Raw genomic sequence first — 17,085 nt, forward strand, 5'->3', positions numbered from 1 at the left:
TTAAGTGCAGGTAAAAACACATTTTATATAGAAAAAAGGAGTGTTTTCCAATGGCAGTATTGGTAACGGGAGGAGCCGGATACATCGGTTCCCATACAGTGGCGGAGCTGATCGCGGCAGGCGAGGAAGTTGTGATTATCGATAATTTGTACCAGGGGCACCGTGAAGCGGTTCTGGGCGGCAAGCTGTATGTGGGCGACATCCGGGATAAGGATTTTCTCGATACGGTTTTCAAGGAAAATACCATTGACGCAGTGGTTCACTTTGCCGCCAATTCCCTGGTGGGCGAGAGCATGAAGGCCCCGGCCAAATATTATCACAACAACGTTTACGGCACCCTTTGCCTCCTGGAAAAAATGAATGAATACGGCGTGGGCAAGATTGTCTTCTCCTCCACGGCAGCTACCTACGGCGAGCCGGAGAATGTGCCGATTCTCGAATCCGACCGCACCTTCCCCACCAACACCTACGGCGAAACCAAGCTGGCCATGGAAAAAATGATGAAATGGTTCGACGTGGCCCATAATGTAAAATATGTGTCCCTCCGTTATTTCAACGCCTGCGGCGCCCATGAAAGCGGCAAAATCGGCGAGGCCCATGATCCCGAAACCCATCTGATTCCGCTGATCCTCCAGGTTCCCCTGGGACAACGGCCGTTTATCTCGGTCTACGGCGACGATTATCCCACCGAGGACGGCACCTGCATCCGGGATTATCTGCATGTGACGGACCTGGCGGATGCCCACCTGAAGGCAGTCAAATATCTGCGCGAGGGCGGCGAAAGCAATGTGTTCAACCTGGGCAGCGGCACCGGCTACTCCGTCAATGCGGTGATCGAGGCTGCCCGCAAGGCAACCGGACACCCCATCCCCGTGAAGGTGGAAGGCCGCCGCGCCGGCGACCCGGCTGTGCTGATCGCTTCCTCCCGGAAGGCCAAGGATGTGCTGGGCTGGACGCCGAAGTTCGATAATCTGGAGTATATCATCGGCACCGCCTGGAAATGGCATGAAGCCCATCCTAACGGATACGCCAAATAAGGAGAGAGCATCCATGGCCCACAACATTGCGCAGGATATTGCATTATTGGTCCGTTTCGGAGTTGAAAACGGCATGCTGGGCGAAGGCGACGACATTGTAGCCGTCAATGGCCTGTTGGATCTGCTTCAGGTGGCGGAGCCCTATGACGGGCTCCTGCCTGAAGAGCGGGAGGAGAGCCCGGCCATTCTTGGCCGGATTCTCGACTATGCCGCAGAAAAGGGGATTCTCCCCGATAACACCAGCGGCTACCGGGATCTGCTGGATGCCCGGATCATGGGGCTTTTGATGCCCCGCCAGTCCGAGGTGGCCCGGTCCTTCTGGGAAACCGCCCGGAACCGCTCGGTGGAGGAGGCGACGGACCGCTTCTACAAGCTGTCCATCGATTCCAACTATATCCGCATGGACCGCATCCGCAAGAACAGCTATTGGCCGGCGCCTACGGAATACGGCGATCTGGAGATTACCATCAACCTCTCCAAGCCGGAGAAGGACCCCAAGGAAATTGCCGCCGAACGGGCCCTTCCCCAGAGCAAGTACCCCAAGTGCCTGCTTTGTGTGGAAAACATCGGCTACGCCGGACGCCTGAATCATCCTGCACGGCAGAATCACCGGGTGATTCCTTTGACGCTGGAGGGCAACCCCTGGTATTTCCAATACTCGCCGTACGTCTATTATAATGAGCACTGCATTATCTTCAATGCCGAGCATACGCCCATGCAAATTTCGCAGCGGACGTTCGTGCGGCTCCTGGACTTCATCGGACAATTCGGCCATTACTTCATCGGCTCCAACGCGGATTTGCCCATTGTCGGCGGTTCCATCTTAAGCCATGACCACTTCCAGGGCGGACGGCATGTGTTCCCCATGGAAAAAGCGGCCGTGGAGCAGGTTTACCTGGCCGACGCTTACCCCGGTATCAAGATCGGCCGCGTGAAGTGGCCCATGTCCGTAGTGCGCATCTCCGGCCAGGACAAGGAGCAGCTGGTTGCGCTGGCCAGCGCCTTATTGGACGCCTGGCGGGGCTACACCGACGAAGCGGCCGATATTCTGGCGGAATCCGCGGCCGAGGGCGGAGCGCCTGTGCCCCATAACACGATTACCCCCATTGCCCGCCGCAACAGCGCCGGGGAGTTCGAGCTGGACCTGGTGCTTCGCAACAACCGCACCTCGGAAGAGCATCCGATGGGTATTTTTCACCCCCATGCCAATCTGCACCACATCAAGAAGGAGAACATCGGCCTCATCGAGGTGATGGGGCTGGCAGTGCTGCCGGGACGGCTTCTTCAGGAGCTTGATGAAATTGCCGGAATTTTAAAAGGAGAATGGGGTGCCGATGGCGAATGGAATAAGAATGAGCATCCATTGTCGAAACATGCCGAGTGGATCGGTGAGCTGCTTACCCGCTACGGCTCCTCTCTGACCGGGCAGGAGGCTGCCGGGGCCATGCAGCGCGAGGTCGGACTGAAGTTCGCCGCGGTGCTGGCCGATGCAGGCGTGTATAAGCGCACGGAAGCGGGAATAGCCGCTTATGACCGGTTTATGGAACACATGGGCTTTCGCAGGGTGTAATTCTCTTTCCCTTAAAAGGAGACAAGATAACCATGGCAATTACGGTGAAGACAATCACTTACGGCGGCTGGGGCAATTGCGTTGAGATATCCAACGGCATTGTGGATGTGGTCGCGACTGTGGACCTGGGGCCCCGCATTATCCGTTATGGCTTCAAGGGCCAGGCTAACCTGTTCAAGGAGGATGCAGAGCGCTCCATCACCAATCCGGTGCAGTACGAAGGAACTGAGGATACCTGGCATATTTACGGCGGACACCGCCTGTGGACCAGCCCGGAGGCCCATCCCCGCAGCTATTATCCGGACAATGAGCCGGTGACCTGGCGGGCGACGGAAACCGGCGCGGTGCTGACCCCCCCTGCCGAGAAGTGGAACCATCTGCAGAAGGAAATAGAAATCTCTATGGATGACAGCGGAGAAGTAACTGTTCTTCACCGGATTGCCAATACCGGCGCCTGGACTGTAGAGCTGGCCCCTTGGGCGCTTTCCGTGATGGCCAAGGGCGGCACAGCCGTTATTCCCCAGGTCAAACGGGAAACCGGCCTGCTGGGCAACCGGATTTTGGCCTTATGGCCTTATAGCCGGATGAATGACCCGCGCGTCACCTGGGGAGAGGACTATATTCTGCTCCGGCAGGCGGACGGTTCGACTCCGTTCAAGGTGGGAACCAACAACGAAAACGGATGGGCCGCTTATTACAATGAAGGCAACCTGTTCGTGAAGTATTACACCCATCAGCCTGAGGCAGCCTACCCCGATTTCGGCGTTTCATTTGAGGCTTATGTGAATAATCATTTCCTCGAATTGGAGAGCCTTGGCCCGCTGGTTCAGCTTGCTCCGGGAGAAGCAACCGTTCATTCCGAAACCTGGAACCTGTTCCGCACCGTTGAGCTTCCCCTTAACGAGGAGTCGCAGTTAAACAGGGAAATGAAGCATTTTCTCAAAGGGTAGGCCGTCCCTATGATTACCACAGTCACATTAAACGCCACTATGGATAAAACCTGCTTTGTAGGGGATCTTCGCATCGGTATGGTCAACCGGGTTCCCGACATGCGCTGTTTTCCCGGCGGAAAGGGCATTAACGCGGCGCGGGTAGCCCATGATTTGGGCTGCCCTGTTCTGACAACGGGATTTGTTGCCGGCTTTAACGGCTCTTTTATCGAGACGGAGCTTTCCAGGCGGGGGCTCCTTCACGATTTTGCCCGCATTGACGGGGAGTCCAGAGTAAGCCTGAACATTATTGACCGGTTTACGGGGAAAACCACGGAGATTCTGGAGCGCGGCCCCCAAATTGGGGCGGATGATGTGCTGGCAATCCGGGACAAGGTGCGCTCGGCGGTGACTTCTTCTTCGGTCCTGGCCATTTGCGGCAGTATGCCGGAGGGAACGCCGGTGAACCTGTATGCCGATTTTATCGAAATGGCCCACCAGGAGGGGATTGTTTCCATTCTGGATGCCAGCGGCGAGGCTCTGTTGGCGGGAATCGAGGCGCGCCCTACCTGCGTGAAGCCCAATGAGGATGAGCTGGAAGCCGTCCTCGGCAAGAAACCCGAGCAGGATGAGGATGTGTATGAAGCTGTTCAGCGTCTTTTGGATAAAGGGATTTCCTGTGTGGCGGCAACGCTGGGCGAACGCGGCGCAGTGGTGGGCATGGACGGACGGCTGTTCCGGGTGATTGTTCCCGCCCTTGAGGCAGTGAATGTGGTTGGCTGCGGAGATGCTTTCGTCGGCGCCATGTGCGCGGGATACTACCGGAGAATGCCGGAGGAGGAGATCATCCGGATGGCGGCGGCTACAGCGGCGGCCAGTGCGCTGACTGAGGAGGCCGGCAACGTCAATCTGAACGATATGAGGGCGCTGCTGGGAGAAATTCGGATTGATCCCTTATCCTAAAGAGAGTTTTCATAAGCATTTTCAATCACCTCTTTTGCTGTGTCCAAAAGAGTGGTAATATAGAATGGTCAGCATTTCAGGAAATTGCTTCATTCCGATTTACCAAAAGGGGGATTCGCGTTTTGCTTAAGAGAACCTTGATCGGCATCATCCGCAGTCATGAGCTGACCGGAGAGAAGGCCAAGGACCCGGCCCTGAAGACGAAGCACTACAAGCTGCCGAAGGCCAAGGCATGGGATGAAGTCGTATCGACTCTGAAGAAAATGAACGGGTACAAGCTTCTCCATGAGGTTCCCAATGTGGGCGAGATTGTATTGGAGCGCAGGACCATTACAGGCCGGACGCAAGATATTACACTGACTGTATTCGATCTGGGGCCCACCAAATCAGCGGTGGATATTTATTCCGCTTCCCGCGGTTCCATGGGAGACCTTGGCTCCAATTATCGCATAATTCTGGAAATTTACAGGGAGCTTGACCGGAAGTTGGCTCCATACAAAATATAAAGCGGATACAGCGGCCTGGTCCGGCACGCTCCACAATAAAAACAGCGGAAGAATTGAGATTCCCCCGCTGTTTTTCTGTGTCCGTTTATAGAGGTTACCTTGCCTGCCGGCAGAACCGGCGGTTAAATGAGCTTGCGGACGGCTTCCACTGCCGCCTCATAGTTGGGGTGGTTGGTCATCTCGCCCAAATATTCGACGTATTGCACCGTGTCGTTGGCATCGATGACGAAGATGGAACGCATAAGCAGGTGGAACTCCTCGATCAGCACGCCGTAGGATTTGCCGAAGGAGAGATGCTTGTAGTCGGAGAGGGTGACAACATTCTCGATGCCGGCTGCTCCGCACCAGCGGGCTTGGGCAAAGGGAAGGTCCACGCTGACGGTAAGGACCACTACCTGGTCGCCCAGCTTCACCGCTTCTTCGTTGAAGCGCCGGGTTTGGGCGTCGCATACGCCGGTGTCCAGGGAGGGGACGACGCTGATAAGCTTGATTTTGCCCGCATAGTCCTTGAGGGAAACCTCGGTGACCAGATCCTTGTTTAAGGTGAAATCAGGGGCTTTATCGCCAACCTTGACGTGATTGCCTGCGAGAGTAAGGGGATTTCCTTTAAAGGTAGCCTGTGCCATAAGTTCGTTCCTCCTGTATCATTGCAATGTTTTTTTCATTATAATATGGCTAGAATGAGATTGTCCAATTTAGAAATGATAAATGTCACAGTTCGACAAAACTTTTTTTGAGAGGATCGCTGCCGTGGAGCTTCGACAACTGCACTATTTTATCAAGGTTGCGCAAAAGCAGCATGTTACCCAGGCTTCCGAGGAGCTTCATGTGGCCCAGTCCGCCGTCAGCCGGCAGATTCATCAGCTGGAGCAGGAGCTGGGGGTTTCCTTGTTTGTGCAGAAGGGACGCAATCTGCAATTGACTCCGGTGGGCAAGCTTTTCCTGGACCGGGTGGAGAATGTTTTTACGGAGCTGGACCGGGCGGTTCGGGAGGTCCGCGAGTTTCTTGATCCGGAGCTGGGGGAGGTGCGGATCGGGTTCCCCCACAGTATGGGGATCAGCTTGTTGCCCACAGTGGTAGCCAAGTTCCGGAAGGAGCACCCGGGTGTGAAGTTCCGGCTGCGGCAGGGAACGTATTCCAGCCTGCTGCGGGATCTGGTCAGCGGGGAAATTGACCTGTCCTTTGTTTCCCCGTTTCCCGAAACCCATGATCTGGTTACCGGGGAGGTGCTGCTTACGGAGGAGCTGTACGCCGTTGTGCCGATAGGCCATCCGCTGGCGGAGCGGGAGGAGATCCGGCTGGATGAGCTGAGCGGCGATCCGTTTGTGATGTTCAGCGAGGCGTATTCGCTGCGTTCGATTGTGCTGGACGGCTGCCGGGCGGCCGGATTTGTGCCGCAGATCGGCTTCGAGGGGGAAGAGACGGATACAATCCGCGGTTTGGTGGCCGCGGGGCTGGGGGTGGGGCTTCTCCCGGAGATGGCGCTGACGGAGATCAGCCCACTGGAGCCGGCCAAGATCCGGATCAGCGAGCCCAAGGTGACGCGCACCATCGGCCTGGCCCGGCGCAAGGAAGAAAAGCTGACACCGGTGGCGGAGCGGTTCCGCAGCTTTTTGATCGACTATTTTAAGTCGATGTAAGGTTTGGCGGGGCGGCCGGGGATCAGAACCGGCCGGATGGTGCTGGCATGGACGGTGCCGGTGGTGGACTGGCGGATGATGCTGGTATGGGTGGCGCCGGTGCTGGCTGCTGGACAGCTGGGTGGATAGCGGAAGGGGATTGTTCGTTATTGGAGTAACCAGATAGGGATTGGAGCAATAGCGGAAGGGGAATTTCCGCTATTGGCCTCCGGAGGAGCTGGGTTAGCGCCACTGGTGCTGAATAGCGGACACTTACATGCCGCTATCGCCGCCAGTAGGCGCTTTTTGCCGCAATAGCGGAAACTGGGGTTCCGCTATTGGCTGCCGCGGGGATGTTGGCCGACGAATAGCGTCCGCGGTGGTGCTGCTGGGGTGATGCGAGGCTTTTTGGTGCTGGGCGTATGGGCTGCTGGTGGGTGGTGGATAGCGGAAAGGAAATGTCCGTTATTTGAGTAACCAGAAGGGGGTTGGGGCAACAGCGGAAGAGGAGTTTCTGCTATTGGCCTCAAGAAGAGCTGAATTAGCGCCCCTGGGGCTGAATAGCGGAAACTTACATGCCGCTATCGCCACCGGTAGGCGCTTTTTGCCGCAATAGCGGAAAATGAGGTTCCGCTATTGGCTGCCGCGGGGATGTTGGCCGACGAATAGCGTCTGTGGCGGTGCTGCTGCGGTGACGTAACGAGGCTTCTGGTGCTGGGCGTAATGGGCTACTGGAGCTGGTGGGCGGATAGCGGAAAGGGAGTGTCCATTATTTGAGTAACCAGAAGGGGGGGCAATAGCGGAAGGGTAGTTTCCGCTATTGGCCTCGAGAAGAGCCGGATTAGCGCCACTGGTGCTGAATAGCGGAAACTTATATGCCGCTATCGCCGCCGATAGGCGCTTTTTGCCGCAATAGCGGAAACTGGGGTTCCGCTATTGGCTGCCGCGGGGGGCGGCTCTCCACGTTGCTCTTGCGCATCATCTTTATCCGCGATATGATGAAGATATAACTTAATAAGTCGTGAAGCACACGCCGCTGGTCTCCTTTTTGTGAAGGGGATGCAGCGGCTTTGTTTTTTACGGGGAGGAGGAAGCAGGAATGGCGTTTCAGGAAGCATACGAAGTCTTTATCAATAGCCACAAACAAGGAAGGACAGGTGAGGACCTGCGGCGTTTGCAAGAGGGGCACGGCCATGCGGAAAAGCTGTTTTTGGAGCAAGTGTGGTGGCCTGCTATCGGGCATTTTGACGATTTGATTCCGGAGTATCAGGTGACAGACTATAAGGGAGGCTGCCGTTATCTGGATTTTGCGTGGGTGCGGAGCCCCTATCGGATCTGCATCGAGATTGACGGTTATGGTCCTCATCAGCGGGACGTCAGCCGGTGGCAGTATGCCGATCATCTGCAGCGTCAGAATGATTTGGTGCTGGATGATTGGATTGTGATCCGGTTTTCCTATGATGAGGTGAAGGAGAGACCGAGGGTGTGCGAACGGACGTTGCAGCAGGTGCAAGGGAAGTGGTTTGCGCATAAACCGGTTAAGCATAATCTGAAACTTGTGGAAAAGAAAATTGTTCAATTGATGGTGTCAAGAGGGGAATTGGTTCCGGGAGTTGTGGCAGAAGAGTTGAAATGTAGCGGCAGAACCGCCAGGAGGTGGTTGGCAGCTTTAACGGCCAAGGAAATTTTTGCTCCGGCTTCAGGTAATCAGCGGGTTCGCAAGTACCGGTTTAATCCCCGGGGTGGCATAGACAGGTACTTGCGTTTGCTGTAGAGAAGCTCCGAAGTGAAATCCGGGTATTTTTCAGGGAGCCCCCGAGTGAAATGCGCCGTGCACAAAAAACAAGGCCGAACCGGAAGTACAGCTTCCAGTTCGGCCTTGCACGCCGCCCATCAATCATCCGAGCGGTTGAAGATCCAGATGTACTCCAGCAGCTGCAGGATGCTCATGATCGCTGCGGCCACATAGGTGAGTGCCGCGGCGTTGAGAACCTTGGCGGCGAAGCCCTCTTCATCGTTGCGGATGAAGCCCAGGGCAACCATATTGTCTCTGGCCCGGGCGGAGGCGTTGAACTCTACCGGCAGCGTGATGACCTGAAACAGCACCGCGGCGCTGAAGAGGATGATGCCTAAGAGAATCAGGCCGCTGAATTTGAAAAGGAAGCCTCCGATAAACAGGAGCGGCGCAATGCCGCTGGCGAAGTTGACCACCGGGAACATCCGGTGGCGGGCTACCAGCATCGGGTAGCGGACCTTGTCCTGGATGGCGTGGCCTACCTCGTGGCAGGCGACGCTGACGGAAGACATGGAGTTTCCATAGTAGACAGCCTCGGAGAGGCGCACCGTCTTGGCGATGGGATCGTAATGGTCGGACAGTTGGCCGGGAATCGGCTCAATGGGGATGTTGTACAGACCGTTGTCGTCCAGCATCCGTCTTGCCGCCTCGTGGCCGGTCACGCCCGTGCTGACGGGGACCTGGCTGAACCGGGAAAATGTGCCTTTGACTCGGAACTGCGCCCAAATGCTGAGGCCAAAAGCCAGCAGTATCAGGGGCGTCCATGGGGTAAACAGCATCTTGCCTCACTCCTTTTTTATCTTTGCTGTAGATTCGGTAAACCAATTAGAAGGGATCTTTACCAAAAAGGACCAACAGGGCTTCCAAACAGGCGAGTCCGGCGGGTGTAATCAGTTTGAAGAGGTTCTTGGCCTGATTGGGCTTCAATTGCTCCAGGATCGGCTCGATTTCCTTGACTTCCTTCAGAAGCTGCTGCATATGAAGCTGAAGATCTGTTAGCTTATCTGCCACGCTGTCTTCTCCGGTAATCCGGTCCACACGATCCAGGCTTTCCTTGATTTCCTCCAGGGTAAACTTCTCCTGCTTCATCGATTCTATACGCCTCAAACGGTGGATGGTTTCATTATTATAGTAGCGGTAGTTATTATCGGCCCGTTTGATCGGATGGATCAACCCCAAATGCGTGTAATAATCGATGGTTCTCTGGCTGACGCCGGTCAGCTTGGCCAGTTCCCCTACCCGGTAGAGAGTCCGTTCTTCCATTGGGATCACCTCCATCTTCTATTGTACACTACAAAAACCATACAGTAAAACGTTATGCTTTGTGTTCGGGTTACATTATATATCGGCATAACCGGCTGAAAATCTAATTATAAGCGAAAACCTGACATGAAGATAGGGGGGAGCAACATTTATTAATACAGAACCTAATGTTAGGTTTATCAGCTATGGAAGGTTCCAAATCCCCGAACATACGGAAAATGATACAATTTATGTACCATAACATCCCATATGCTAACAAAACACGAATTATCACTAGAATTTGTACGTTAATTTTTCGTTTTTTAGAAAATTAATTGTTGTCAAACGCTAAACAGCCGTATATAATGACATTAAGAATTTCATAAGATGTTAAAAAACATCACATTAAAGAAAGGGTGTTGGTAAGTATGGTAAAGAAAATGCTTTATGCAACAGGTATCATGAGCTTATTATTCCCGACCTTGGCTTTTGCGGCAGATGATCCGATGGCCGCTGTGAACCTCTCGCTGGACAGCTTGTGGGTGATGGTGGCAGCCGTTCTGGTTCTGCTGATGCAAGGCGGATTCATCCTTCTCGAAGTGGGCTCCACCCGCATGAAGAACGCCGGGCATGTGGCCGGCAAAACCATTTTTGCCACAGGCCTTTGCACCTTGGTATTCTGGGCCGTCGGCTACAGTCTGATCTTTTCGGACGGCAATGCCTTTCTGGGCGGTCTCTCCGATGCGTTCTTTAACCCCAGTATTATAGTAGAAGGCATTTCCGGCTCCACCGTATTCTTCATCTTCCAATTAGCCTTCGCCGCGGTATCCCTCTCCATCGCATGGGGCGGCTTCGCTGAACGCGCCAAGCTGTCCGTATACCTGATCTTCACCATAATCTTCGGCATTATTATCTACCCGGTAATCGCCCACTGGATCTGGGGCGGCGGCTGGTTGTTCGACCACGGCAAACAAGACTTCGCCGGCTCCACCGTTGTTCACTTGACCGGCGCGGCAGCGGCTCTGGCGGCAACCATTCTGCTGAAGCCCCGTATCGGCAAGTACAACAAGGACGGCACAGTGAATGCGATTCAAGGGCACAACCAAGTATTTTCTACCGTATCCGTACTCCTTCTGTGGGTAGGCTGGTTCGGCTTTAACGCAGGCTCTACTGTTGCAGTAGGCGATGGCTTCTTCGGGTATGTGGCATTCAACACCCAACTGGCTGCAGGCGCCGGGGCGGTAGCCGCATTGATCGTATCCTGGATTTTCCTGGGCAAGGCAGATATTCCGACCATGCTGAACGGCGCGTTGGCAGGCCTTGTGGCCATTACCGCATCCTGCGCATTCGTTGAGCCTTGGGCGGCAGTGGTCATCGGTCTGGTGGCAGGCGGCCTGATGTACTTCACCATGAAGTTCTTTGACAAGGTTAAGATTGACGATCCGGTTGGCGTTCTCTCTGTACACGGCGTGGCAGGTATTGTCGGCACTCTCTCCACCGGCTTCTTCGCAACCTCCGAGCTGGCTGAGAAGGTCGGCGTTGGCAAGGCCGGTCTGTTCTACGGCGGCGGCTTCGACCAACTGTGGGTGCAAATCTACGGGGTATTCACTTCCGGCGTATTCGCCTTTGTGGTAGCCTTCGCTGTTCTCTGGGCTATCAAGAAGGTCATCGGCCTCCGCGTAACCGAAGAGGAAGAAGTAATTGGTCTGGACTTGAGCGAACATGGTTCCTACGGTTATCCGGAACAAATGAAGAAAGCCGGCTCCGGCTACAATGTGGCAGGCTAAGCGGGTTTAAGGCTTACGAGCAAACCGCAATGTTTGGGCCGCAAGTGACTGATCACCTATGTTAAAATGTAAATCAGGAGGTGGCCCCCAACTGGAGCCGTAGCCTTCTGATTTACATTTTGGGGCTAAAAAGACGGAAGGGGACAATGTCTATGGAACTCCACCTGGAGGAGATTCGTAAGACCATTGCGCAAAGCTCGGACCCGAATACACTGCGCGGATTGCGAGACCAAATCCATGAGAAGCTCCTGGCGCAACCCCTTGACGCGTTTCCCGGGGATTGGAACGATTGGGTCAATACGCTGCATGATGCTCTGATTCAATTTGCCGTCAAAAAAGCGGAGGACAACCTGCTGCAGTCGGGTCTTGGCCCGCCGCCTCTTCCGTATGCCGTGATTCTGTTCGGAAGCGGCGGCCGCCGCGAGCAAACCCTATGGAGCGATCAGGATAACGGTCTGATCTATAAGGAGCCGGAAGCGGAAGGGAAGGAAGCGGCGGATGTTTTTTTTAAACGGCTGGGTGCGGAGATTGTGGAGGTATTGTTCCAGTTGGGCTATCCGCCCTGCGAAGGGGATGTGATGTGCAATAATCCTTCCTGGGCGCAAAGCGAATCCGGCTGGTTTGCCACCATCAATGCCTGGCTGGATGAGCCCAACTGGGAGAATATCCGCTATACCCTCATTATTGCCGACTCCCGCTGCATCAGCGGAGATGAACGGCTGGGCGGAAGCTTGAAGCGCCTGCTTCTCGACCGGGTAGCTTCCGACCGCAGGCTTTTGGCGCATATGCTCCGCAACACTCTCCGGCGCAAGGTATCCCTGGGGGTGCTGGGGAATCTGATTCCCGAGCGTTTTGGCGAGGATATGGGGGGCATCGACATTAAATACGGCGCCTACATTCCGCTGGTGAACGGAATCCGGCTTTTGGCCATCAGCCACGGCATCGCCGGCTCCAATACCCTGGACCGGATTGCCGAGATGGAGCGCCGGAAGGCGGAGGACCCTGAAGCGATCCAACAATGGCGGCAGGCGGTTTTGACGGTGCTCAAGCTCCGTTCATTGACCACCTCCAAGCTGGAAGACGGCTTCTACCAGTCCGGAGGCATTCTGCCCGGGGCCAAATTGACCAAGGAGCGCAAAAATGAGCTGAAGTTCGTGTTGAAGGCCGGACAAAAGCTCCATAAATATGTAGAGAAAGAGATGCAGGACGAGGAGATGTAAAGGAACGGGAATCGTTTAAGGAAAGAGGGGATACGGATGAAGGACCCGGGACCTGCAGGCCGAATGTGGCGGCTGTATAAGATGGGGGGGCTGACGCCCGCCATCACGTCCATGTTCGATTCGCGGAATGCGCAGCAAATGGCCTTTATCCGGTCCGTCATGAAGGAGCAGCGGAAAAATTCGCTGTATGATGTGCAGCTGGATACGCTGGAGGCGGTGGTTTTTGATTTGGAAACCACAGGGTTCTCCCCTTATAACGGGGATGAAATTCTCTCCATCGGCGCCATCCTGGTGAAAGGGAATCAGGTGTGTGAGGAAACCTTCTATACCTTGGTCAATCCCAAACGCCAGGTGCCGGAGGAGATCGTGACCTTAACCGGAATCACCAACGAAATGGCGGGCCAAGCTCCGGATCTCATCGACGGGCTGAAGGGTTTTTTGGAATTTGTCAGCAACCGGGTGCTCATCGCCCATGGGAGCGGCCATGACAAGCATTTCCTTAATTCGGCACTGTGGAAAACCTCCAAGGTGAATCTTTCCCACAGGCTGCTGGATACCATGATGATCGGCATGTGGCTCCATCCCAAGCAAAGCCACTATGATCTGGATTCCATGCTGGATTTGTACCAGGTGGAGGTGCTGCAGCGCCATCATGCGCTGGAGGACTCCATTATGACGGCTCATTTGTGGGCCAAAATGCTCAAGGATATTGCAGCCAAGGACATTACCAATCTTGGCGATTTATACGCCCATCTCAGCCACTATGGTACCTGATGGCCTGTTCCTCCCAGGAACGGCCTCTCCGGGGAAGGTAGCAGCGGAGTTCGGGCGTTTTGTTGTGGCGCAGGGAAACGATCAAATGAAGCGGCGTGTCCCACAGGGTATCCATATCCGCGGCGGAAGGAATGGCGGGGGCTTCCGGGTGGGAATGGAAGATGCCAACCATTTGTTCGGGATTGGCTGCATTGCCGTAATGGTAGAGAACCTCCACCCATTCCGCCGGATCGAAGGAGAAGGCGGCTTCCGGATGGGAGGCGGCATTGCGCAGCAGCACGAAGCCGTCCACATGAAGGAAGCCCGGTCCGCTTCGCCCTGTCAGAATGCCGCAGCATTCATGCGGCAAAGCTTCTCTGCAGGCTGCCGCCAGACTGTCCGGGCGGGAATGGTCCCGGAACAGCGGCTCGCTGAAGAATAGCTTCATTAAGGTACCTCCGTTAAAAAAAGAGTTAGTCCCGAAAGCGCCGGAGCAGGCAAAACCGCCCGGCGTTTTTTTGCATGGACCTGCGGATTCGCCGGATGCTCCTCGGAAGCCGCAGCCGGAATCCTGTTTTTCTCACCGTATTCTCATTTTGATCCGGTATACTGGTCAGGATGCTTCTTTTGGAATTTGTCGGAAGGCTGGAAGGAATGAGTCCGGTAGGTAAAGTCGGCCAGAAGCTCGAACCGGTTGCGGTGAAAGGCGATAAAGCCTTCATCCCGCATTTTGCACAGTACGGCCGACAGGGCGCTTCTGTCCACGCACAGATAATCGGCCATCTCCATCCGGGAGAACGGGATTTGAAAGGAGCGCTGCCCGGCATGCTTCATCTGGAGAGTCAGGAAGGCCTCCACCTTCTCACGGATGCTCCGGCAGCCGACGCAGCTGAGCTTTTCGTTCAGGCTCATGCTTTTGGAGGCGATGACACGCAGCATATTTTCGATGAGGCGGGTATGAAGGGCGCAGTTCAGGGTGCACCGCGCCAGCACTCTGTGAAATTCCAGGAACAGGACGGAAGCACGGGAGACGGCGGTGATGGCCAGAGGGCTCTTGACCAATCCGGCGCAGACGAATACCTCCCCGAACAGCTCGGCAGGGCCGAAGTAGGAGAAAATATTCCGGTTGCCGTTGGCATCCGCCTCCACGGCTTGGACTCTGCCCGCCAGCACAATCCCGATATGGCGGATATCATCGCCGGGCAGGGTGATGGGCTCGTCCTTTTCATAATGGCGGACCACTGCCCCGAGACAGCCGAACAATAGCTCCAGCTCCTCTTGGCACAGGCCGCTAAATAAGGGAACGGACATTAAAACAGGATAATATTTCTTCAACTTTTATCACTCCGTTGTAAAAACAACCGACTTTATGGCCACATTTTACTATGATAATGATAGACTGACAAGTATCGATTTTATTTGATTGATAATGATTATCATTATCAATAAGTATAAATCCAAGCAAAATAACCGTCTCCACCCCAGGACGGATCAGGCGGCTGCTGCTTTCTGTCCGAGCGGAGCGGGCATCTATTACGCGAAAAGGAATCATTGGCATGAAACGGATACTGCTTATTGAAGACGAACGCAATCTGTCCCGTTTTGTTGAGCTGGAGCTTCGGCATGAAGGCTTTGAGGTGTCCGCCGCCTTCGACGGCGAGACGGGGCTGAGGCTGGCGGAGACAGAGGAGTGGAATCTGATTCTGCTGGATTTGAAGCTGCCTGGGCTGGACGGGGTGGAGGTCTGCCGGCGTATTCGGGCATTCCGCAGAACCCCGATTATCATGCTGACGGTCAGAGGGAGCGTGGCCGACAGAGTGGCCGGACTGGATTGCGGGGCGGATGATTATCTGACCAAGCCCTTTGCCATTGAGGAGCTGCTGGCCCGGATCAGAGTCATCTTCAGGAGACAGGATGAGGCTGCCCAAGCCCAGGGCGAGCTGCTGACCGTGCGGGAACTGGCTCTCCATGTAACGGCGCGGACTGTCCACCGGGGCGGACAACTCCTTGATCTGACACGCAGGGAATTCGACCTGTTGGCGGCGCTGATGAAGAACGCCAATTGTGTGATGACGCGAGAGGCGCTGCTGGATCTGGTATGGGGCTTCGAAGCCGTTGTGGATACCAATGTGGTGGATGTTTACATCCGGTATCTGCGCAATAAAATTGACCGGCCGGGGGAAGCCGGTTATATCCAAACCCAGCGGGGGATCGGTTACGTGATGAGAAAATGAAGATGCTTAAAGGAATCCAATACGCCCATGCCCGGATACCGATCAAATGGAAGCTGACCCTGTGGGCCGCTGTTCTGCTGTTTTTCTTTTTTGCAGCCTACAACGTCACTCAATACATGCTCATGAGCCGTTGGATTGTCAATCAGGAGAAGATGGACATGGAGCAGGAGATGCGGGAAATTCTCGATTATTTCCTGGAGAACGAAAGGCTTCTGGAGGAAAATGAGCTGTTTCAGGTCCGCAACTACCTGTACCGGGTGAACAAATCCAACCAGCTGATCCGTTTGTTCGACGGGGAGAACCGCCGGCTTCTGATCGTAAGCAACGATATTCCCGAGTCCTGGACCGACGGTCTGAATGTGCCAACTACAGGCGTAACGGCGCTTTCCCAAGGGGGGCATTCCCTGATGGTGCTGCGCAGCCCCCTGCATATGGCAGGCTTTAAGGGTACCATTGAGATTGCCAGAAGCAGAGAGGAATACCGGCAGCTTCAGGTCAGGCTCATCCATGTAATGGTTGCATTCGCCGCCAGCGCCGCCGTGCTGAGTATTCTGGGGGGGCAGGCCTTGGCCCGGCAGCTGCTCAGGCCCTTGCAAGCCTTGACGGCTACCATTAAGAATATCCGTCAGAGGGGGTTGCAGGAACGGATGCCTCCGGGCTCCAATACCGATGAGCTGTCCACTCTGGGCAGCCTGTTCAATTCCATGATGGATGAGGTGGAGCGGGCTTTCCAGCAGCAGAGCCAGTTCGTTCAGGATGCGGCCCATGAGCTGTGGACGCCGGTTACTATTATTGAAGGCCATCTGGCCCTGTTGGACAGATGGGGCAAGGAAAATCCCGCTGTGCTGGAGGAATCCCTGCAGGCCTCCCTTCAGGAGCTGCTGCGGCTGAAGGGGCTGGTCCAGGAGCTGCTGGCGCTGATGAATGCGGAATGCGGGGAGCTGGAGGAAATGGGCAGAGTGGCCGATCCCGCCGGAATGATCCGGCAGATCATCCGCAATATGCTGCTTTTGTACCCGGCCTTCCGGTTCCAGATGAGAGTGGAGGAGCTGTCGGGCATCTCCCTGGACATTTCCGTGCAGCATCTGGAGCAGATTCTGCTGATCATTCTCGACAATGCCGTGAAATATTCGGAGGACGCGAGAATAGTGGAGATATCGGGGGTTGTCAACGCCTCGGGGGAAGCCCATATCCGCATCCGGGACTATGGAACCGGAATTCCTGCAGAGGATCTGCCTTACGTCATGGACCGTTTCTTCCGGGTGGATAAGGTCAGGCGGCGGGGGCAGGGAGGCAACGGGCTGGGCTTATCCATCGCCAAGCGCCTGGCGGAGCGCCATAACGGCTCCATTGCCATCAGCAGCAAGGAGGGGGAGGGCACCGCAGTCACCATCATCCTTCCGGCGCTGGCATCAGGAAAATAATGTGG

At 55.3% G+C, this 17,085-nt stretch carries 17 protein-coding genes; 12 read left to right on the plus strand and 5 right to left on the minus strand.

Annotated features, from left to right (window positions below):
- Positions 1–50: 50 nt before the first annotated feature.
- The 5 genes from galE (at position 51) to DQG13_RS15245 (ending at position 5,005) form a co-directional block, all read left to right on the plus strand.
- The gene (galE, locus tag DQG13_RS15225; RefSeq protein ID WP_113020631.1) at positions 51–1,037 is read left to right on the plus strand and encodes a UDP-glucose 4-epimerase GalE; all 987 of its coding nucleotides are present in this window, start codon (positions 51–53) and stop codon (positions 1,035–1,037) included.
- A 13-nt stretch (positions 1,038–1,050) separates the two neighbouring features.
- Complete coding sequence (locus tag DQG13_RS15230) at positions 1,051–2,607, plus strand: UDP-glucose--hexose-1-phosphate uridylyltransferase (protein WP_113020632.1); 1,557 nt, start codon at positions 1,051–1,053, stop codon at positions 2,605–2,607.
- Between the two features lie 32 nt (positions 2,608–2,639).
- A complete protein-coding gene (locus DQG13_RS15235; RefSeq protein ID WP_113020633.1) occupies positions 2,640–3,557 on the plus strand; it encodes a hypothetical protein in 918 nt (305 codons plus the stop codon).
- Between the two features lie 9 nt (positions 3,558–3,566).
- Complete coding sequence (locus DQG13_RS15240) at positions 3,567–4,499, plus strand: 1-phosphofructokinase family hexose kinase (protein ID WP_113020634.1); 933 nt, start codon at positions 3,567–3,569, stop codon at positions 4,497–4,499.
- Between the two features lie 122 nt (positions 4,500–4,621).
- Entirely contained in the window at positions 4,622–5,005 is a 384-nt protein-coding gene (locus DQG13_RS15245; RefSeq protein ID WP_113020635.1) for a DUF1499 domain-containing protein, read from the plus strand.
- 122 nt (positions 5,006–5,127) lie between these two features.
- Here the strand turns inward: DQG13_RS15245 and tpx are convergent, their stop codons facing one another.
- Complete coding sequence (gene tpx, locus DQG13_RS15250; protein ID WP_113020636.1) at positions 5,128–5,631, minus strand: thiol peroxidase; 504 nt, start codon at positions 5,629–5,631, stop codon at positions 5,128–5,130.
- Between the two features lie 124 nt (positions 5,632–5,755).
- Here tpx and gltC point away from each other — a divergent pair, with 124 nt between their 5' ends.
- Both gltC and DQG13_RS15260 read left to right on the plus strand, forming a co-directional pair.
- Complete coding sequence (gltC, locus tag DQG13_RS15255) at positions 5,756–6,646, plus strand: glutamate biosynthesis transcriptional regulator GltC (RefSeq protein WP_113020637.1); 891 nt, start codon at positions 5,756–5,758, stop codon at positions 6,644–6,646.
- A 1,078-nt stretch (positions 6,647–7,724) separates the two neighbouring features.
- Positions 7,725–8,399 carry a DNA-binding response regulator gene (locus DQG13_RS15260; RefSeq protein WP_113020638.1) on the plus strand — a complete coding sequence of 225 codons (675 nt, stop codon included), beginning with the start codon at positions 7,725–7,727 and terminating at the stop codon, positions 8,397–8,399.
- Positions 8,400–8,518: 119 nt separating this feature from the next.
- Here the strand turns inward: DQG13_RS15260 and DQG13_RS15265 are convergent, their stop codons facing one another.
- Both DQG13_RS15265 and DQG13_RS15270 read right to left on the minus strand, forming a co-directional pair.
- Positions 8,519–9,199 carry a zinc metallopeptidase gene (locus tag DQG13_RS15265; RefSeq protein WP_113020639.1) on the minus strand — a complete coding sequence of 227 codons (681 nt, stop codon included), beginning with the start codon at positions 9,197–9,199 and terminating at the stop codon, positions 8,519–8,521.
- Between the two features lie 46 nt (positions 9,200–9,245).
- A complete protein-coding gene (locus DQG13_RS15270; RefSeq protein ID WP_113020640.1) occupies positions 9,246–9,683 on the minus strand; it encodes a MerR family transcriptional regulator in 438 nt (145 codons plus the stop codon).
- A 407-nt stretch (positions 9,684–10,090) separates the two neighbouring features.
- On the opposite strand from DQG13_RS15270, the gene DQG13_RS15275 reads away from it, so the two are divergent.
- From DQG13_RS15275 to DQG13_RS15285, 3 genes are all read left to right on the plus strand, one after another.
- A complete protein-coding gene (locus DQG13_RS15275) occupies positions 10,091–11,449 on the plus strand; it encodes an ammonium transporter (RefSeq protein ID WP_113020641.1) in 1,359 nt (452 codons plus the stop codon).
- A gap of 152 nt (positions 11,450–11,601) precedes the next feature.
- Positions 11,602–12,669 (plus strand): DUF294 nucleotidyltransferase-like domain-containing protein, encoded by a 1,068-nt coding sequence (locus DQG13_RS15280; protein ID WP_181592765.1) that lies wholly within the window; start codon positions 11,602–11,604, stop codon positions 12,667–12,669.
- 36 nt (positions 12,670–12,705) lie between these two features.
- A complete protein-coding gene (locus tag DQG13_RS15285) occupies positions 12,706–13,443 on the plus strand; it encodes an exonuclease domain-containing protein (protein WP_113020643.1) in 738 nt (245 codons plus the stop codon).
- On the opposite strand, the gene DQG13_RS15290 is transcribed toward DQG13_RS15285, so the two are convergent.
- Both DQG13_RS15290 and DQG13_RS15295 read right to left on the minus strand, forming a co-directional pair.
- Positions 13,424–13,870 carry a M67 family metallopeptidase gene (locus DQG13_RS15290; protein WP_113020644.1) on the minus strand — a complete coding sequence of 149 codons (447 nt, stop codon included), beginning with the start codon at positions 13,868–13,870 and terminating at the stop codon, positions 13,424–13,426. The two genes, DQG13_RS15285 and DQG13_RS15290, sit on opposite strands and share 20 nt — an antisense overlap.
- A 143-nt stretch (positions 13,871–14,013) precedes the next feature.
- Positions 14,014–14,757 carry a Crp/Fnr family transcriptional regulator gene (locus DQG13_RS15295; RefSeq protein WP_113020645.1) on the minus strand — a complete coding sequence of 248 codons (744 nt, stop codon included), beginning with the start codon at positions 14,755–14,757 and terminating at the stop codon, positions 14,014–14,016.
- 221 nt (positions 14,758–14,978) lie between these two features.
- Between DQG13_RS15295 and DQG13_RS15300 the strand changes: the two genes are divergently transcribed.
- Together DQG13_RS15300 and DQG13_RS15305 are read left to right on the plus strand one after the other, a co-directional pair.
- On the plus strand, positions 14,979–15,656 hold the full coding sequence (locus DQG13_RS15300; RefSeq protein ID WP_113020646.1) for a response regulator transcription factor: 678 nt from the start codon (positions 14,979–14,981) through the stop codon (positions 15,654–15,656).
- Positions 15,657–15,658: 2 nt separating this feature from the next.
- On the plus strand, positions 15,659–17,080 hold the full coding sequence (locus tag DQG13_RS15305; RefSeq protein ID WP_181592766.1) for a HAMP domain-containing sensor histidine kinase: 1,422 nt from the start codon (positions 15,659–15,661) through the stop codon (positions 17,078–17,080).
- Positions 17,081–17,085: the final 5 nt, after the last annotated feature.

This window comes from Paenibacillus sp. YN15 (assembly GCF_003285005.1).
Classification (GTDB): Bacteria; Bacillota; Bacilli; order Paenibacillales; family NBRC-103111; genus Paenibacillus_AR.